This window comes from Roseburia sp. AF15-21 (genome assembly GCF_003479505.1).
In the GTDB taxonomy this organism is placed as follows: domain Bacteria; phylum Bacillota; class Clostridia; order Lachnospirales; family Lachnospiraceae; genus Roseburia_C; species Roseburia_C amylophila.
Map to the genome: position 1 here is coordinate 215,914 of NZ_QUHG01000001.1, position 17,072 is coordinate 232,985.

16 protein-coding genes are annotated in these 17,072 nt (G+C 40.8%); 14 read left to right on the top strand and 2 right to left on the bottom strand.

The window, feature by feature from the left end; genetic code table 11:
• The first annotated feature begins 7 nt into the window (after positions 1-7).
• The 7 genes from glgA to DWW33_RS01045 all read left to right on the top strand — a co-directional run bounded on the left by glgA (position 8) and on the right by DWW33_RS01045 (position 9,710).
• The gene (gene glgA / locus DWW33_RS01015) at positions 8-1,465 is read left to right on the top strand and encodes a glycogen synthase GlgA (RefSeq protein WP_117841034.1); all 1,458 of its coding nucleotides are present in this window, start codon (positions 8-10) and stop codon (positions 1,463-1,465) included.
• A gap of 106 nt (positions 1,466-1,571) precedes the next feature.
• Positions 1,572-2,399, top strand: a complete 828-nt coding sequence (locus DWW33_RS01020; RefSeq protein WP_118057440.1) for a ClpP family protease — start codon at positions 1,572-1,574, stop codon at positions 2,397-2,399.
• A gap of 89 nt (positions 2,400-2,488) precedes the next feature.
• Positions 2,489-3,361, top strand: a complete 873-nt coding sequence (locus tag DWW33_RS01025) for an undecaprenyl-diphosphate phosphatase (RefSeq protein ID WP_199535111.1) — start codon at positions 2,489-2,491, stop codon at positions 3,359-3,361.
• Positions 3,362-3,374: 13 nt separating this feature from the next.
• Positions 3,375-5,990 (top strand): FtsK/SpoIIIE family DNA translocase, encoded by a 2,616-nt coding sequence (locus tag DWW33_RS01030; RefSeq protein WP_118638687.1) that lies wholly within the window; start codon positions 3,375-3,377, stop codon positions 5,988-5,990.
• Between the two features lie 40 nt (positions 5,991-6,030).
• Complete coding sequence (locus tag DWW33_RS01035; RefSeq protein ID WP_118638688.1) at positions 6,031-7,701, top strand: formate--tetrahydrofolate ligase; 1,671 nt, start codon at positions 6,031-6,033, stop codon at positions 7,699-7,701.
• 8 nt (positions 7,702-7,709) lie between these two features.
• A complete protein-coding gene (gene folD, locus DWW33_RS01040) occupies positions 7,710-8,552 on the top strand; it encodes a bifunctional methylenetetrahydrofolate dehydrogenase/methenyltetrahydrofolate cyclohydrolase FolD (RefSeq protein WP_117841038.1) in 843 nt (280 codons plus the stop codon).
• Positions 8,553-8,561: 9 nt separating this feature from the next.
• Positions 8,562-9,710, top strand: a complete 1,149-nt coding sequence (locus DWW33_RS01045) for a chitobiase/beta-hexosaminidase C-terminal domain-containing protein (protein WP_118638689.1) — start codon at positions 8,562-8,564, stop codon at positions 9,708-9,710.
• Between the two features lie 82 nt (positions 9,711-9,792).
• On the opposite strand, the gene DWW33_RS01050 is transcribed toward DWW33_RS01045, so the two are convergent.
• A complete protein-coding gene (locus tag DWW33_RS01050; RefSeq protein WP_117698389.1) occupies positions 9,793-10,371 on the bottom strand; it encodes a xanthine phosphoribosyltransferase in 579 nt (192 codons plus the stop codon).
• Positions 10,372-10,417: 46 nt separating this feature from the next.
• Positions 10,418-10,897: a hypothetical protein gene (locus tag DWW33_RS01055; protein WP_118057445.1), complete on the bottom strand. Its 480-nt coding sequence runs from the start codon at positions 10,895-10,897 to the stop codon at positions 10,418-10,420.
• A gap of 102 nt (positions 10,898-10,999) precedes the next feature.
• On the opposite strand from DWW33_RS01055, the gene rlmH reads away from it, so the two are divergent.
• From rlmH to ybeY, 7 genes are read left to right on the top strand one after another with little or no spacing between them, the layout of a single operon-like run.
• Complete coding sequence (rlmH, locus tag DWW33_RS01060) at positions 11,000-11,482, top strand: 23S rRNA (pseudouridine(1915)-N(3))-methyltransferase RlmH (RefSeq protein WP_117841040.1); 483 nt, start codon at positions 11,000-11,002, stop codon at positions 11,480-11,482.
• A gap of 46 nt (positions 11,483-11,528) precedes the next feature.
• On the top strand, positions 11,529-12,836 hold the full coding sequence (locus DWW33_RS01065) for a pyrimidine-nucleoside phosphorylase (RefSeq protein ID WP_199650688.1): 1,308 nt from the start codon (positions 11,529-11,531) through the stop codon (positions 12,834-12,836).
• A 51-nt stretch (positions 12,837-12,887) separates the two neighbouring features.
• On the top strand, positions 12,888-13,154 hold the full coding sequence (locus tag DWW33_RS01070; RefSeq protein ID WP_118638800.1) for a YabP/YqfC family sporulation protein: 267 nt from the start codon (positions 12,888-12,890) through the stop codon (positions 13,152-13,154).
• Between the two features lie 9 nt (positions 13,155-13,163).
• Entirely contained in the window at positions 13,164-14,423 is a 1,260-nt protein-coding gene (locus DWW33_RS01075; protein WP_118638690.1) for a sporulation protein YqfD, read from the top strand.
• Positions 14,410-15,408: a PhoH family protein gene (locus DWW33_RS01080; protein ID WP_022243793.1), complete on the top strand. Its 999-nt coding sequence runs from the start codon at positions 14,410-14,412 to the stop codon at positions 15,406-15,408. Before DWW33_RS01075 ends, DWW33_RS01080 begins: the two co-directional genes overlap by 14 nt.
• Positions 15,395-16,576 carry a hypothetical protein gene (locus DWW33_RS01085; protein ID WP_118544383.1) on the top strand — a complete coding sequence of 394 codons (1,182 nt, stop codon included), beginning with the start codon at positions 15,395-15,397 and terminating at the stop codon, positions 16,574-16,576. The genes DWW33_RS01080 and DWW33_RS01085 overlap by 14 nt, the downstream gene beginning before the upstream one ends.
• Positions 16,573-17,070 carry an rRNA maturation RNase YbeY gene (ybeY, locus tag DWW33_RS01090; protein ID WP_022243795.1) on the top strand — a complete coding sequence of 166 codons (498 nt, stop codon included), beginning with the start codon at positions 16,573-16,575 and terminating at the stop codon, positions 17,068-17,070. Before DWW33_RS01085 ends, ybeY begins: the two co-directional genes overlap by 4 nt.
• The last annotated feature ends 2 nt before the right edge of the window (positions 17,071-17,072 follow it).

Genomic DNA, 17,072 nt, shown 5'->3' on the forward strand with positions numbered 1-17,072 from the left:
TAGCAAAATGAAGAAAATTCTATTTGCAGCATCAGAATGTGTACCATTTATTAAAACCGGAGGGCTTGCGGACGTGTGTGGTGCACTGCCAAAGGAATTTGACCCTCAGTATTGGGATATTCGTGTGGTAATTCCAAACTATAGTTGTATACCGGAACATTTCCGGAGCCAGTTTGAATATGTAACACATTTTTACATGGGAACAGGTTCTTATATCCCAAGCAAATATGTGGGCGTATTAAAATATGAATTAGATGGAATTACATATTACTTTATTGATAATAAAGAGTATTTTGACTGTTTTTCACCTTATGGAAATATCAGACAGGATATCGAAAAATTCTGTTTCTTTGATAAGGCAGTATTATCTATGCTTCCTGTTATCGGCTTCCAGCCGGATATTATCCATTGTCATGACTGGGAAACAGGTCTCATTCCGGTATATCTGAAAAACGAGTTTCAGGGAGATATGTTCTTCTGGGGTATGAAATCTGTTATGACTATTCATAACTTAAAATTCCAGGGTGTATGGGATATTAAGACCATGCAGGGGTTAACCGGACTTCCGGCATCACTTTTTACACCGGATAAGCTGGAATATAAGAAAGATGCTAATATGTTAAAGGGTGGTCTGGTTTATGCAGACTACATTACCACAGTCAGTGATTCTTATGCCAATGAGATTCAGACAGAATATTATGGGGAGGGTTTAAATGGTCTGCTTTCCGCCCGTCATTATGATATGCAGGGAATTGTAAACGGTATCGATTATCAGGTTTACAACCCGGCAACAGATAATAAGATTTACTGTAACTATGATGCTGAGTCATTCCGTAAAAAGAAAGTCAATAACAAGCTGAAATTACAGGAAGACTTAGGACTGACCGTAGATAAGAAGAAATATATGATTGGTCTGATTTCCCGTCTGACTGACCAGAAGGGCTTAGATTTGATTAACTTCGTTATCGACCGTATCGTAGATGACTTTACACAGCTTGTAGTAATCGGAACTGGTGAAGGTCAGTATGAGAATATGTTCCGTTATTATGCATGGAAATATCCGGATCGTGTGTCTGCAAATATCTGTTACTCCGATGACCTGGCACATAAGTTATATGCATCTGCCGATGCCTTCTTAATGCCATCCCGGTTTGAGCCATGTGGACTGACACAGCTTATTTCATTCCGCTACGGAACAGTGCCAATCGTCCGCGAGACTGGTGGATTAAAAGATACTGTTGTTCCATATAATGAATATGAGAATACCGGAGATGGATTCTCATTCAGTAATTACAATGGGGAGGAAATGCTTTCTGTCATTAATTATTCCAAACACATTTTCTTTGACAAGAAGAAACAGTGGAACCAGATTATTGACCGTGGCATGGCAAAAGACTTCTCCTGGAAGAGTTCTAAGTGCCGTTATGAGAACCTTTACAATTATTTAAAGGGCTGGCCGGTATAAAAAAGAATATCATGTAGATAATAAGACAGACAGTGTAAAACTGCCTGTCTTATTTTTTCAGCGAGTAGCGAAAAATAATCCAGACAGAAAGAAGGGAGCATCTGATATGGAGCAGAAAGAAAACAAAGTGCTGCCAAAGAAAAAAGTCCCAAATGTGGAATTGAAAAATGCAGAAAACAAAAATGCAGAATTACAAAATACAGAATCAAAACTAGAAAAAACAGAAAACAAAGAACGGAAAAAAGATGAATCGAAAAAGGAACAGTTAGACGATCAGGAACTAATCAGGGAATCCGGGCAGATTTCCTTATCTGACAGCCGATGGCATCAGAAGATTCATTTATTATCGGTGATTGGTGAGATTGAAGGTCATGAATGTCTTTCTTCCAATACCAAGACAACGAAATATGAGCATGTACTGCCGAAGCTTGCAGAAATAGAAGATTCTGACCAGGTGGACGGTGTTCTTGTGCTTTTGAATACAGTAGGCGGTGATGTGGAATCCGGACTTGCCATTGCAGAAATGCTATCTTCCTTAAGTAAACCGACAGTGTCCCTTGTCTTAGGCGGAAGTCATTCCATTGGTGTGCCGCTGGCGGTTTCAACGGACTATTCTTTTATTGTGCCATCGGGAACCATGGTCATCCATCCGGTGCGTATGAGCGGGACAGTAATCGGAGCACCGCCAACTTATGATTATTTCCAGCAGATGCAGAATCGGATTATTCATTTTATAGCATCTCACAGCAGAGCGGATGAAAAAAGATTAGAGCAGCTCATGATGAATACCACCATGCTGGCAAAGGATCTGGGAACCATTCTTGTAGGAGCGGATGCAGTAAAAGAAGGACTGATTGACGAAGTGGGGGGAATCGACCAGGCACTTCATAAATTGCATGAGATTATACGAGAACAGAAAAACGAATGCCTGTAATGACAAACGCATCAAAATATGGTATACTAATGCACAGTGTTGATAATTTTATACAAGTAACTGTAGTGAGAGATACCAAGGAGGCAGCTATGTCATTATTACAGTCTGTTTTATTAGGTCTGATACAGGGATTAACCGAATTTCTGCCGGTAAGCAGTTCCGGTCATCTGGCAATATTTAAACAGTTTTTTCAAATAGAAACCGGCGGAATGTTTTTTGATATTCTGCTTCACATCGGAACACTGATTGCCGTATTTATTGTATATTATAAGGATATATTCCGCATGATTAAAGAAGGCTTTGCCATTATTGGTGATTCTTTTGCAAATGTGGCAACCTTTTTTAAACGTGTGATAACAAAAGAAGATTTACCATACCGTAAAATCGTGCATAATAGTTACCGGAAATTTGTGATGCTTGTCATTGTTTCCACGATTCCAACCGGAATTATTGGAATTGCAGCGAAAGATCTGGTGTCTGCGGCAGAGCAGATTTTACTGGTTCCTGGAATCTGCCTTATTATTACGGCAGTACTTTTATTTATTGCAGACCGAATTCCGGATGGCGGCAAGACACCAAAGCAGGTAACTTATACCAATGCATTTTTAATCGGTATCAGTCAGGGAATCGCAACCATGCCGGGCTTATCGCGGTCAGGAACCACAATCACAGCATGTCTTTCTACCGGAATGACCCGCAAATTTGCGGTAAAATATTCTTTTATCATGTCTATTCCGGCAATACTTGGAGCACTGGTAGTAGAGATTAAGGATGTTGAATTTGCAGCATTACAGTCTGCAGATATTTTGAATTACATAGTTGGAACGCTGGTGGCAGCGATAGTCGGTTATATCTGCATTAAGACCATGCTGGTAGTAGTGCGCAAAAAGAAATTCACGATATTTTCCATCTACTGTCTCATAATGGGACTGGTATCAATTGGAGGATATTTCTATATGTAAACGGGAGATTGAAATGGCAACTGGAACTAGAAAAAAGACAACTCAGAAGAAAAAAACAACGGGAACAACAGCATCAAAGGCAAGAAAACAGCGGGAACAGCAGGAATCCTTCCGGAATGAAGTGATTCTTTGGATTGCACTGGCAGTCTGTATTGTTTTGCTGCTTGCTAATTTTGGAATCGGCGGAAAAATCGGAAGCGGAGTCAGTTCCTTTTTCTTTGGAATATTTGGATTAATGGCATATGTGTTTCCAATCTGTCTCTTTTTAGCCGTGGTGTTCGCAGTATCTAACCGGGAAAATAAAGTGGCGGCAGTTAAAATCGTAGCAGCTGTATTATTTGTATCATTCTTATGCCTTTTTATTCAGATGGCGACAGACAGCAGCAAGGAAGCAGGCGCAATATCCGCTTTCCGCTATGGCTTTGAAAATAAGGCTGGTGGCGGTATAATCGGTGGATTATTAGAACAGCTTCTGTGTCCGAATTTTGGTGTGCCGGGTACTTATGTCATTGATATTATTGTTTTGATAATATCGCTGGTGCTGATTACAGAACGCTCTATTATGAAAGGCATGCAAAAAGGCGGAAAAGTCATTTACGATTCAGCGAAGGATGATGCAATCCGTCGTATGGATGCTGCCAGGGAACGCCGGGAAGAGCGGGAGAAAGAAAGAGAAAAAGAGCAGGCAAGACGGCGGATGGAGAAGAAGGTAAGTGGTGTGGCATTGGATACCAAATTACCATCCCCGGATAAAAAGAAAGTCAAATCAGATGATATTAATGAAATTACTTTGAGTGATATCGAAGATATGCCGGTGGTACAGGAAGAAAATAAAGTTGTGCTTACGGCAACCAACGGCAGCCAGAAAATGGAACAGCCGGTAATTCATACGATGAATGAGCCGGTGGCAACGATACACAGAGCAGAGGTAAAACCGGTAGAACCGATCATTCAGCCTGCATCTGAACCTGTGTTTGAGCCGGAACCAATTGCAGTGAAAAAGGCAGAAAGCAATCTGCCAAAAGAACCGGCGCATCCTGTAATGGAAGAAGAAAAGCCAAGGAAAAATAAAAAGCAGGACAAGATGGAAATCGAAGATGAAGTGGCGGCAGTAGAAGAATCCATCGTAAAACAGGAAAGTTCCGGTGGCAGATATGTATTCCCGCCGGTAGATTTGCTGAAAAAAGGAAATACAGGTGCTTCTGGTGATACCAGGGATTATCTGAATCAGACAGCAGCAAAATTAAAAGAGACTCTAAAGAATTTTGGAATTAATATTACAATTACGGCTATCAACTGCGGACCAGCAGTAACGAGATATGAATTCCAGCCGGAAATGGGTGTAAAGGTCAGCAAAATCGTAAATTTGTCCGATGATATCAAGATGAATCTTGCGGCGGCGGATATCCGGATTGAAGCACCGATTCCGGGTAAAGCAGCCATTGGTATCGAGGTGCCGAATAAAGAAAGTATTCCGGTTATGTTCCGTGATCTGGTAGAGTCAGAGGAATTTCATGCCAATAAATCACCGATTGCTTTTGCAGCCGGAAAAGATATTGCCGGAAAAGTCATGATTGCGGACATTGCAAAGATGCCGCATCTATTGATTGCAGGAGCTACCGGTTCCGGTAAATCTGTCTGTATCAATACAATTATTATGAGTATTTTGTACCGGGCAGATCCGGAGGATGTAAAGCTTATCATGATTGACCCGAAGGTGGTTGAGTTAAGTGTATACAATGGAATCCCACATCTGTTTATTCCGGTTGTTACAGATCCGAAGAAGGCGGCAGGTGCATTGCACTGGGCGGTAGCTGAAATGACAGACCGTTATCAGAAATTTGCAGAATACGGTGTCCGTGATCTGAAGGGCTATAACCAGAAAATAGAAGGAATCAAAGATATTGATGACCCGGATAAGCCAAAGAAGATGCCGCAGATTGTAATTATTGTGGACGAGCTGGCGGATTTGATGATGGTTGCACCGGGGGATGTGGAAGATGCTATCTGCCGGTTGGCGCAGCTTGCAAGAGCCGCAGGAATCCATCTTGTCATTGCAACACAGCGTCCTTCCGTAAATGTCATTACCGGACTGATTAAAGCAAATATGCCATCCCGAATCGCATTTTCTGTAACGTCCGGTGTGGATTCAAGAACCATTCTTGATATGAACGGTGCGGAAAAGCTTTTAGGAAAAGGCGATATGCTTTATTATCCGCAGGGCTTACAGAAACCGCTTCGTGTACAGGGTGCGTTTGTATCCGATAAAGAGGTATCAGATGTGGTTGAATTCTTAAAGGAACACAATGAGGGAGAAGGCTACAGTAGTGATATTGAAGAGCGGATGAACAATATTTCTGTATCCGCAAGCACTGGTGCTGATGCGGCATCTGGTGATGGAAATGACAGAGATGCTTATTTCTTGGATGCTGCAAAGCTTTTGATTGATAAAGATAAAGGTTCCATCGGAATGATTCAGCGTTATTTTAAAGTTGGTTTTAACCGGGCGGCAAGAATTATGGATCAGCTGGAAGAAGCTGGTGTAGTAGGACCGGATGAAGGAACCAAGCCGCGACAGGTGTTAATGTCTCCGGAACAGCTGGAAGCATTTATTGAAGAGGGTAATTAAGAAAGATTTATAGAATACAATCCATGAGGAGGAAATGAAGATGAAGTCAGATATTGAAATTGCACAGGAAGCAGAACTGGTACATATTAAGGAAGTGGCTGAGAAGCTCGGAATAAACGAGGATGAGCTGGAATTTTACGGAAAATACAAAGCAAAGATTTCCGATGAATTATGGGAGTCTGTAAAAGACAGGGAAGATGGCAAACTGGTTCTTGTAACAGCAATTAACCCGACACCTGCCGGCGAAGGAAAGACCACAACAAGTATCGGACTTGGTGAGGCGATGGCTTTACTTGGTAAAAAAGCGGTACTTGCACTTCGTGAGCCGTCTTTAGGACCGTGCTTTGGAATCAAAGGTGGAGCTGCAGGTGGTGGATATGCGCAGGTAGTTCCGATGGAAGATTTAAATCTGCATTTTACCGGAGATTTCCATGCAATCACATCCGCAAATAACCTGTTGGCAGCATTATTGGATAATCATATCCAGCAGGGCAACCAGCTTGGAATTGACCCACGTCAGGTAGTATGGAAACGTTGTATGGATATGAATGACCGTGCACTTAGAAATATTGTAATCGGTCTTGGAAGCAAGATGGATGGTATGGTACGTGAAGACCATTTCATCATTACAGTGGCATCTGAAATTATGGCTGTTTTATGTCTGGCGGACAATATGGAAGATTTGAAACGCCGTCTGGGCAGAATCATAGTTGCCTATTCCTTTGACGGAAATCCGATTACGGCAGATGATTTACATGCAACCGGTTCTATGGCAGCACTCTTAAAAGATGCCATCAAACCAAATCTGATTCAGACATTAGAGCACAATCCGGCCATTGTTCATGGTGGACCATTTGCAAATATTGCTCATGGATGCAACAGTGTCCGTGCTACTAAGACAGCTTTAAAATTAGGTGATATTGCAATTACAGAGGCCGGTTTTGGTGCTGACCTTGGTGCTGAGAAATTCTTTGATATCAAGTGTCGTAAGGCGGGACTTAAACCGGACGCAGTTGTACTGGTAGCAACCATCCGTGCATTAAAATATAACGGTGGGGTTCCAAAGGCAGACCTTGCAAAAGAAGATTTAGAAAGCTTAAAGAGGGGAATTGTAAACTTAGAGAAACATATCGAGAACCTTCAAAAATTTGGTGTACCGGTAGTAGTTACCTTAAACTCCTTTGTAACCGATACCAAAGAAGAAATTGCATTTGTAGAGAACTTCTGCAAGGAAAGAAACTGTGAATTCGCATTATCTGAAGTATGGGAAAAAGGTGGCGAAGGCGGAATCGAACTTGCAAAGAAAGTACTGGATACTTTAGAGCATAAAGAGGCACATTTCAAACCTCTGTATGAGGATGAGATGTCTCTTATGGATAAGATTAAGACGATTGCAACTGAGGTTTATGGAGCAGATGATGTAACTTACAGTAAGGCTGCATTAAAAGAATTAAAACATATTGAAGAAATGGGGATGGGCAATTTCCCTGTATGTATGGCAAAGACCCAGTATTCTCTTTCTGATGATGCATCAAAACTTGGCAGACCGACTGGCTTTACCGTAAATGTCCGTGAAGTATATGTATCTGCCGGAGCAGGCTTTGTAGTAGCTATTACCGGCTCTATTATGACCATGCCTGGACTTCCGAAAGTACCGGCTGCAAATAATATTGATGTAACCAATGATGGCGTAATTACAGGATTATTTTAGGAGGTATCATGGCATTATTAATTGATGGAAAAAGAATTTCTGCTGAAATAAAAGATGAATTAAAAGAAGAAGTAGCACAGTTAAAGGAACAGGGAATCACAGGAGCACTTGCTGTAATCCAGGTGGGAAATGACCCTGCATCCAGTGTATATGTCAGAAACAAAAAACGTGCCTGTGAATATATTGGGATAGATTCTCTTTCTTATGAGCTTCCGGAAGAGACTTCCCAGGATGAATTACTGGCTTTAATCGATAAATTGAATAAAGAAGAACATGTAAAAGGCATTTTGGTACAGCTTCCATTGCCAGAGGGCATTGATGAGGATGCGGTAATCCGTGCCATTTCTCCGAAGAAGGATGTAGATGGTTTCCATCCGGAAAATGTCGGCGCATTGATGATTGGACAGAAAGGATATATTTCCTGCACACCTGCCGGAATCATCCAGCTTCTGAAGCGTTCTGACATTGATATTGAGGGAAAACACTGTGTTATCGTTGGAAGAAGCAATATTGTTGGAAAACCGATGGCAATCTTAATGCTGCGTGAGAATGCAACTGTTACAGTAACGCATTCAAAAACCCGTAATTTAAAGGAAATCTGTAAAGAGGCAGATATTCTGATTGTTGCAATTGGGAAAAAAGAATTTATTGATGCATCCTATGTAAAAGATGGTGCAGTTGTCATTGATGTAGGAATTCATCGCGATGAGAACAATAAACTTTCCGGTGATGTAAAATTTGATGAAGTAGAGCAGCTTTGTAGTGCGATTACACCGGTTCCGGGTGGAGTCGGACCAATGACCATTGCAATGTTAATGAACAACTGTGTGGAAGCTATGAGACATGAATAGGAGAAGGCTATGAAGTGTGCAAATTGTGGAGCAGAAATAAAATTAGGCTGTGTGTACTGTTCTGTATGTGGAAAAGAAGCACAGATTGTTCCGGATTATAATGTGGAAGAGGATATTTTAAAAGAATTATTAGAAGAAGACGATAAAACGAATAAGAATGCCTCTTCCAACGGAAAGAAGAAAAAATCATTGAAAAACAGCCAGAAGAAAAAGAAAGAGGCAGAACAGAAAAAGAAACAGAAAAGACTTCTGATTACAGTATCAGTTCTGATTGCTATTGCAATCATTGGTGTTATCATTGTGCTTCTGGTGCAGAACAGCCATAAGAAATCTTTTGATTATCAGTATCAGAAGGGAATCAGTTACACGGAAGAGAAGAATTATACCAAGGCATTGACCTATTTTGAACAGGCTGAGAAATTGCAGCCGGATAATGTGGATGTATTACTGCGGATGGCTGATTTGTACCGTCTCCGAAAAGATGAAACATCAGAAGAAGCGTATTTGTTACAGATACTTACCCTTGATAAGAACAATGAAGAAGCGTATCAGATGCTGATTGCCTTATATGATAAGCAAAAGGAATATGATAAACTACAGGATTTATATGAGCAGTCAGACTCTGATAAAATAAAAGCGCTGTTTGATAATTATGAAGTAAAGGCTCCGGAGTTTTCGGAAGAAGCCGGGGAATACAATGATACGATTGAAATTGAACTGATGGCAGACTCAGACTGTACCATTTATTATACGTTAAACGGTGATTCTCCGATTGAAAAGGGAATGGAATATACAGAACCGATTTCTTTAGAGGATGAGAAAGAATATACCATCAAAGCAGTAGCAAAGGACGCAAGAGGCTTTTATAGTGAGATTGCAGAAGCAGATTATGAAATTACTTTTGAAGCTCCGGATTCTGCTAATGTGACACCTGCTGCCGGAACATATTATGATGCACAGAGCATCAGTATACAGGTTCCCGCCGGTTCCACCGCTTACTATACCTGGGATGGTTCAACACCAACACAGGATTCTGATGTATACAGTGAACCACTTGAAATGCCACAGGGCAATAATGTGTTGTCTGTTCTTGTGGTAGATGACCATGGACTGGCAAGCCCGGTGATAAGATATAATTACATTTATCTGCCGGAATAAGCTATGGCAGATTTAAAAATACCCCGGAATGAAAATGGATAAGAATGTTTCTTATCTGCCTTCGTTCCGGGGATTTTAAAAATTAGTCTTCTTTTACAAATTCAATGACACCCTTGTCAAGTCTGGATACTCTTGCTAAAGAATAGACATCGATGCCCTGTTCCTCTAATTTTTCACGACCAGGCTGAAATGCTTTTTCGATTAAGACGCTGACACCTGCGATGGTGGCATGTGCTTTACGGATTAGGCGGATAGCACCGGTAGCAGCTTCGCCGTTGGCAAGGAAATCATCCACGATAAGAATGTGGTCATTTTCGCTGATGTATTTTGCGGAAATGGTTAATTCATAGCTGGTTCCTTTAGTATAAGAAGTTACAACAGTCTGATATAAATCATGATTTAAAATTTTAGAAGGCTGTTTCTTTAAAATAACAAGTGGAACGCCTAATGCTTCTGCAGCCATAAGAGCCGGAGCAATACCGGAGCTTTCGATGGTAGCAATACGTGTGATACCTTTTCCTTTATAATGTTCTGCAATATCTTTGCCCATTTTCTTCATTAATTCAGGATCCACCTGATGATTAATAAAGCTGTCAACCTTTAAAATGTTTTCGCTTTCTGCGATTCCTTCTGCAAGAATTTTGTCTTCTAATAATTTCATTTTGTTACTCCTTTGATTGTATTATATTTAAGCAGAAATCTGCTGTTTATTCATTGGTGTCTGAATAGTAAGCGGCATAAATCTTTTCTAAGATATGTTCTTCATAATCCTCCGGCAGACCGGCAAATTTAGCATGAAGAAGTGCGGCAATTTTGTCGGAACGGATAAAGTAACGCTGCTCCATGGAAGGCTCGCTGTCAGCACCACTGACATGGTCGATTTCTTCCGCAGTATAGTTGGAAGAGAACCATTCCATAATTTCGCTGGTGCGTCTGCTTTCCATATCTGCATCCGCAGACATCTGGTTGATTTTACGGAAATGTGTAATTCCGATTCCAAGAAAAATAACAAACAGAACAGACATTACAACAATCATAATAACACGCATATAATCAGCCATTGGTAATTTGATGATGTCCAGAGCAAAAAGAATGACAAAAATCAGACCGGCAATTCCAACTCCAAGGAATGTATAAGCGGTAGAACGATTATCTTCCAGCTGGGCATCTTTCTCCTTGTATACCATGTTATGTACCTGACCTTTCGTTATAATAATACTATTATAAGTGATTTTATCCGACGATACAATAACCTTGTCTGTATTTCTGAAATAAGGTATACTGCAAGTATGAAGATAACAATATTATGCGTAGGAAAAATCAAAGAAAAATATTTCAGGGATGCCATTGCCGAGTACGAAAAAAGACTGGGCAGATACTGTAAGCTTGAAATTGTGGAAGTGGCAGATGAGAAAACACCGGATGGAGCATCCGAGGCAGAGGAACAGCAGATTCGTCATAAAGAGGGGGAACGTCTTTTAAAATATTTAGAGGGAAAGAACTGCTACGTTATTGCCCTTGCAATCAACGGAAAAATGCTGGATTCTGTTGCTTTATCGGAAAAAGTCAGTGACTTGATGGTAAAGGGCAACAGCCATATCGTTCTTGTGATCGGAGGCTCCCTTGGAATTGCGGATGAAGTATTAAAACGTGCAGATGAAAAAATAAGCTTTTCGAAGATGACATTTCCGCACCAGCTGATGCGTGTTATTTTATTGGAGCAGTTATACCGGAGCTATCGGATTATCAATCATGAACCGTATCACAAATAAGCAACCGTATCATAAATAGAAGAAACGGATAAAAGGAGGAGATTTTATGAGGATGTACGACCTCATTTTAAAGAAAAAGGAAGGTGCTGCTTTAAACAAAGAAGAAATCCAGTGGATGATAAATGCATTTACAACCGGTGAAATTCCGGATTATCAGATGTCAGCCATGCTGATGGCAATCTGTTTTCAGGGAATGAATCACGATGAGACACTGGCATTAACACTTGCTATGCGGGATAGCGGAGATGTGCTTGATTTATCCGGTATTAAAGGCGTAAAGGTGGATAAACACAGCACTGGTGGTGTGGGAGATAAGACCTCTCTGATTCTGACACCAATTATTGCTGCACTTGGTGTTCCGGTAGCAAAAATGTCCGGAAGAGGATTGGGTCATACCGGCGGAACCATTGATAAGTTAGAATGCTTTGAAGGATTCAGCACATCCATATCAGAAGGAGCCTTTTTAAAGCAGGTATCAGAGGTTGGCGTTGCAATTGCGGGACAGACTGCTAATCTTGCACCAGCAGATAAGAAGCTGTATGCACTCCGGGATGTCACTGCTACGGTAGCGGAGAAATCCTTAATTGCCAGCAGCATTATGAGTAAGAAATTAGCCAGCGGATCGGATGCTATTGTCCTTGACGTAAAGACCGGAAACGGTGCATTCATGCAGACTGTGGAAAAGGCAGAGGAACTTGCCCGGATTATGGTGGCCATCGGAAATGGTGCTGGAAAGAAAACTTATGCGGTTATTACAGATATGTCACAGCCCCTTGGCAATACAGTGGGCAATATTGTGGAAGTGCAGGAAGCCATTGAAGCATTGAATGGAAAAGGGCCAAAGGATCTGATGGATGTTGTCTATGCATTAGGGTATCTTATGTTAAAGGCTGCCGGTGTAGCAGAAGATGAAAAAGAAGCAAGAACAATGATGGAGAAAGTCATTGTAAGCGGAAAGGCACTGGATAAATTTGCAGACTTTGTAGAAGCACAGGGTGGCAGAAAGGAACAGGTTTATCATCCGCAGTTATTGGCAAAAGCAGCAATTACAGAAACCATCACCGCACCGGAAGATGGATATGTAGAAGCTTTAAATGCTATGGCAATTGGAACTGCCTGCATGAGCCTTGGCGGCGGCAGAGAGACAAAGGAGAGTCAGATTGATTTAACTGCCGGTATCCGCCTTAAGAAAAAAATAGGAGACAGCGTAAAAAAAGGAGAATGTCTGGCCGAATTATATGGTAATGATGCAGCAAAATGCAACGATGCAAAGGAACTGGTTCAAAATGCATTTCTTTTCAGTAAAGAGCCACTGGATGCACCGGAAACAGTTTTAAAATATATTACCGCATAGAAAAGAAAAAAACTCATATAGTTATATATGAGGAAAAACAATAAGAAAGAGTTGAAAAAAGATTTTAAAAATCATATGGTGGAATCCTTAGAACTGCCGAAAGACTTAGTCTACCGGGCAGCAATTGTAACCGTTATGGGTAACAGGGAACTGCTGTTGGAAAATTATAAGGGAATCTTAGAATACGAGAAAGAATATATCAGGATTCAGGCGAAAAGCTGCCGGATTCTTGTTCGTGGGAAAAATCTCAACATTTCCTATTATACGAATGAAGAGATGAAAATAACAGGAATCATCCAAAGTATTGAGTATGAATAGAGGTTTTCGATGACAACACTTTCCCTGTTTAAATATATAGGCGGTTACCTTGAGGTAGTCTTAAGTGGTTATGCCCCGGAACGATTTTTAAATCTGTGTGGCAATCACAATATTTTAATCTGGAATCTTCGAAAAGAGGAAGATGTTTATCGCTTTTTTATCAGCATTCGTGCATTTTGGAGTATCCGTCCGTTCGTAAGCAAGACCGGATGCAGGATTCGGATTCTGCGCAAAATAGGATTTCCGTTCTGGATGAACCGTTACCGGAAACGAAAATGCCTCCTGATGGGAGTAATTCTTGCAGCTGGTCTGGTGTGGTTTTTATCACGATTTCTCTGGAATGTGGAGGTAGATGGTAATTCATCTGTTACGACAGAAACCGTTTTAACATTTCTTGATGAGGAGGATTGTGGTTACGGAGACCGGATTCGTACAATTGACTGCGAACAGTTAGAACGGGATCTGCGGGCACAGTTTCCGGAAATCATCTGGGCATCGGTACAGATTTACGGAACGAAAATGACGGTATTAATCAAGGAAAATCTGGTACAGCAGGAAGCAATGGAAGAATTGCCGTATGAAGCTTCAGACCTGATAGCAGAAGAGGATGCGACAGTGGAATCCATTGTTACAAGAAATGGAACCCCACTAGTAAAGAACGGCGATGCAGTAAAGGCAGGAGATATATTAGTAAGTGGCAGGATTGATTTGACCAATGACAGCGGGGAACAGTATGCCTATGAATATTGCAATGCGGATGCGGATATATATCTGCTGACGGAATATTCCTACCATGATAAATTTTCCCTTGCCCACGAAGAAAAAAGAATGACCGGTGCAAAAAAGAAACGGTATGCTATTGATTTCTTTGGAAAAGTAATAACACTTCCGGCATTAAGCGGTGAATTTGAATGTGCAGACAAAACAACAGATTATAAACAGCTTTGCCTCCACGGGGACTTTTATCTGCCACTTGGAATCTATTCTAGTACTTTAAAAGAGTATCGGACAGAACAGGCAATTTATACGAAAGAGCAGGCAGAAGCGGTTGCTACAGAAAATTTTAATATTTATTTGTCACATTTAGCAGAAAAAAATATTCAAATTTTAGAAAAAAATGTTATTATAGATATGGACGATAAAAACTGTATCATGGAAGGAATCATCAAAGTGCGCACAAAAGCTGCTTTAAGGCACGAAACGGAACAGCTTACAGCACCTGATACAGAAGACACAGAGGAAGGGCTAGTATTAAATGAGCTTGAATGAAACAAGAATTGATATACCGGCAGAGCATGTTTCCAATATTTTCGGACAATTTGACCATAATATAAAATTGATTGAACGGACCTTAAATGTTACGGTAGTGCCCCGCAATGAAGGAATCAAAGTCATTGGAGATACCGCAAATGTAGAGGGTGCATGCAAGGTGTTTGCAGAACTTTTACAACTGGCAGAGAGAGGAAACATGATTGATGAGCAGAAGGTTGCATATACACTTTCTCTTTTGGGAGAACATAAAGAAGGCTCGTTGGTAGAAATCGATAAGGACTGCATCTGCCATACGATAAACGGCAAACCGGTGAAACCAAAGACTTTAGGTCAGAAGGCTTATGTGGATGCCATCCGTAAGCAGATGATTGTATTTGGAATCGGGCCTGCCGGAACCGGAAAGACTTATCTTGCCATGGCAATGGCAATTACTGCATTTAAGAATGAAGAAGTAAATCGTATTATTTTAACCCGTCCTGCAATTGAAGCCGGTGAGAAATTAGGATTTCTTCCGGGAGATTTACAGAGCAAGGTAGATCCGTATCTTCGCCCGCTGTATGATGCACTGTATCAGATTATGGGAGCAGAAAGCTTTCAGCGGAATATGGAAAAGGGGCTTATTGAGGTCGCACCATTGGCTTATATGAGAGGCCGTACCTTAGATAATGCATTTATTATCTTGGATGAGGCACAGAATACTACACCGGCACAGATGAAGATGTTTTTAACACGTATTGGATTTGGCTCCAAGGTTGTGGTGACCGGAGATGCTACCCAGAAGGATCTGGCTCCTGGAACGAAGTCGGGACTGGATGTGGCATTACGTGTACTTCGAAATGTAGATGAGATATCCGTCTGCAAATTGACCAGCGCTGACGTAGTAAGACATCCTTTGGTACAGAAGATTGTAAAAGCCTATGACGATTATGAATCAAAAGCAAATAAAAGAACGAAAAGAGTAACGAAAAATGAAGGAAGATAGATTTTCACCCAAAAGAATGATTCGTATGCTGGGAATCCTTATTTCCGTTGCGATTTATTCTGTTTTTCTGGCAATAATCTGCAAGTTTACCATAGACCGTGTACTGGTGCTTGTTTTTATAAATGCTCTATATCTGCCATTGCTGATTGCAGTGATTGAAATGGAACGTATCAGAGGGCATCTGAACCGGAATGAAAAAAGCGATTTTCATCAGTTGTTTCTTTGCTTTCTTGCAGCAGCAGCCTGTTATGTGGGTTTCTTTTTTATGCCGGCATATATGGCACCGGTCATGATTCCGGTCATGATTCTTTCCTGTGGCGGAAATGAGCTGATTGGTATTTTAGGTGGAATTTATTTTAATACACTGCTTTGCATGTGTTCCAGCGGCAGTTTTTATGAATATGCGGCATATACTATGCTGACGGTACTTTCCGGAATTCTGCTTATGGTAATCAGCCAGAAAAAATATAAAATTTATGGATGCATCATGACTGTTGCATTGTCGTTTGCTGTTCCGAGTATCTTCTATTACATCAGCAGCTTTGAAATCAATTATCATCAGTACTTATCCGCAGGATGCAGCATGATACTGACTGCAGTTTTTTCGTACTTTTTTGCAGACAGGCTGTATTATTATGCGAAGCATGAAAAAGAACGTACTTTAGCTGAAATTATTGCAGAAAATTTTCCACTGGTACAGGAGATTAAAAACTATTCGGAAATTGATTATGCACATGCCCGTAAAGTTTCGAGTGTGGCAGAAGAATGTGCAAAGGAGCTTGGGGCAGATGATAAAACGGTAGCTGCGGCAGGATTTTACTACCGGATTGGCAAGCTGGAGGGAGAACCGTTTGTAGAAAATGGAGTTCGTCTTGCTGAGATTAACTGTTTCCCGAAAAACGTGGTTAAGATTCTAAGCGAATACAATGGTGAATTAAATGCTATTAGTTCTATAGAGTCCGCAATCGTACATATTGTGGACAGTATTGTTACCAAATTTGAACTTTTGGACAAGGAAACCGTGAAGAACAGCTGGAATCATGATATTATTATTTATCAGACATTAAACGAAAAATCGGCTGCCGGATTATATGATGAAGCGAATCTTGGCATGAACCAGTTTATTAAAATCAGAGAGTTTTTAACGAAAGGAGCGGATTTATTTTGAGCCTTGCGATAGAAAAAGAAGCGGAGGTTACCTTCGATTTTGATTATGAAACACTTGCAAAAGATGTAATATCGTTTACAATGGAACATGAGCATTTTCCTTTTGAAGCAGAAATCAGTCTTACACTGACAGATAACGAAGGTATCTGGAAGGTTAATAAAGAGTTCCGGGAGATAGACCGCCCGACGGACGTTTTATCCTTTCCAATGTTAGAATATGATGTACCGGGAGATTTTTCCCAGATAGAGAATCAGACGGAGGATTGCTTTAATCCGGATACAGGGGAAATTCTGCTGGGGGATATTATTATTTCTGTGGACAAGGTCAGGGAACAGGCAGAGGAATATGGCCACAGTATGCAAAGAGAATTTGCATTTCTGATTGTACATAGTATGTTGCATCTGTTTGGTTACGACCACATGGAAGAGCAGGAAGCTGCAGTGATGGAAGGAAAGCAGCGCGAGATTTTAGAATGCTTAAATATTTTAAGATAAAA

Coding starts and splice junctions, on each gene's coding strand:
- glgA (WP_117841034.1), top strand. CDS start 8: ATGAAGAAAATTCTATTTGCAGCATCAGAATGTGTACCATTTATTAAA.
- DWW33_RS01020 (WP_118057440.1), top strand. CDS start 1,572: ATGGAGCAGAAAGAAAACAAAGTGCTGCCAAAGAAAAAAGTCCCAAAT.
- DWW33_RS01025 (WP_199535111.1), top strand. CDS start 2,489: ATGTCATTATTACAGTCTGTTTTATTAGGTCTGATACAGGGATTAACC.
- DWW33_RS01030 (WP_118638687.1), top strand. CDS start 3,375: ATGGCAACTGGAACTAGAAAAAAGACAACTCAGAAGAAAAAAACAACG.
- DWW33_RS01035 (WP_118638688.1), top strand. CDS start 6,031: ATGAAGTCAGATATTGAAATTGCACAGGAAGCAGAACTGGTACATATT.
- folD (WP_117841038.1), top strand. CDS start 7,710: ATGGCATTATTAATTGATGGAAAAAGAATTTCTGCTGAAATAAAAGAT.
- DWW33_RS01045 (WP_118638689.1), top strand. CDS start 8,562: ATGAAGTGTGCAAATTGTGGAGCAGAAATAAAATTAGGCTGTGTGTAC.
- DWW33_RS01050 (WP_117698389.1), bottom strand. CDS start 10,371: ATGAAATTATTAGAAGACAAAATTCTTGCAGAAGGAATCGCAGAAAGC.
- DWW33_RS01055 (WP_118057445.1), bottom strand. CDS start 10,897: ATGGTATACAAGGAGAAAGATGCCCAGCTGGAAGATAATCGTTCTACC.
- rlmH (WP_117841040.1), top strand. CDS start 11,000: ATGAAGATAACAATATTATGCGTAGGAAAAATCAAAGAAAAATATTTC.
- DWW33_RS01065 (WP_199650688.1), top strand. CDS start 11,529: ATGAGGATGTACGACCTCATTTTAAAGAAAAAGGAAGGTGCTGCTTTA.
- DWW33_RS01075 (WP_118638690.1), top strand. CDS start 13,164: ATGACAACACTTTCCCTGTTTAAATATATAGGCGGTTACCTTGAGGTA.
- DWW33_RS01080 (WP_022243793.1), top strand. CDS start 14,410: ATGAGCTTGAATGAAACAAGAATTGATATACCGGCAGAGCATGTTTCC.
- DWW33_RS01085 (WP_118544383.1), top strand. CDS start 15,395: ATGAAGGAAGATAGATTTTCACCCAAAAGAATGATTCGTATGCTGGGA.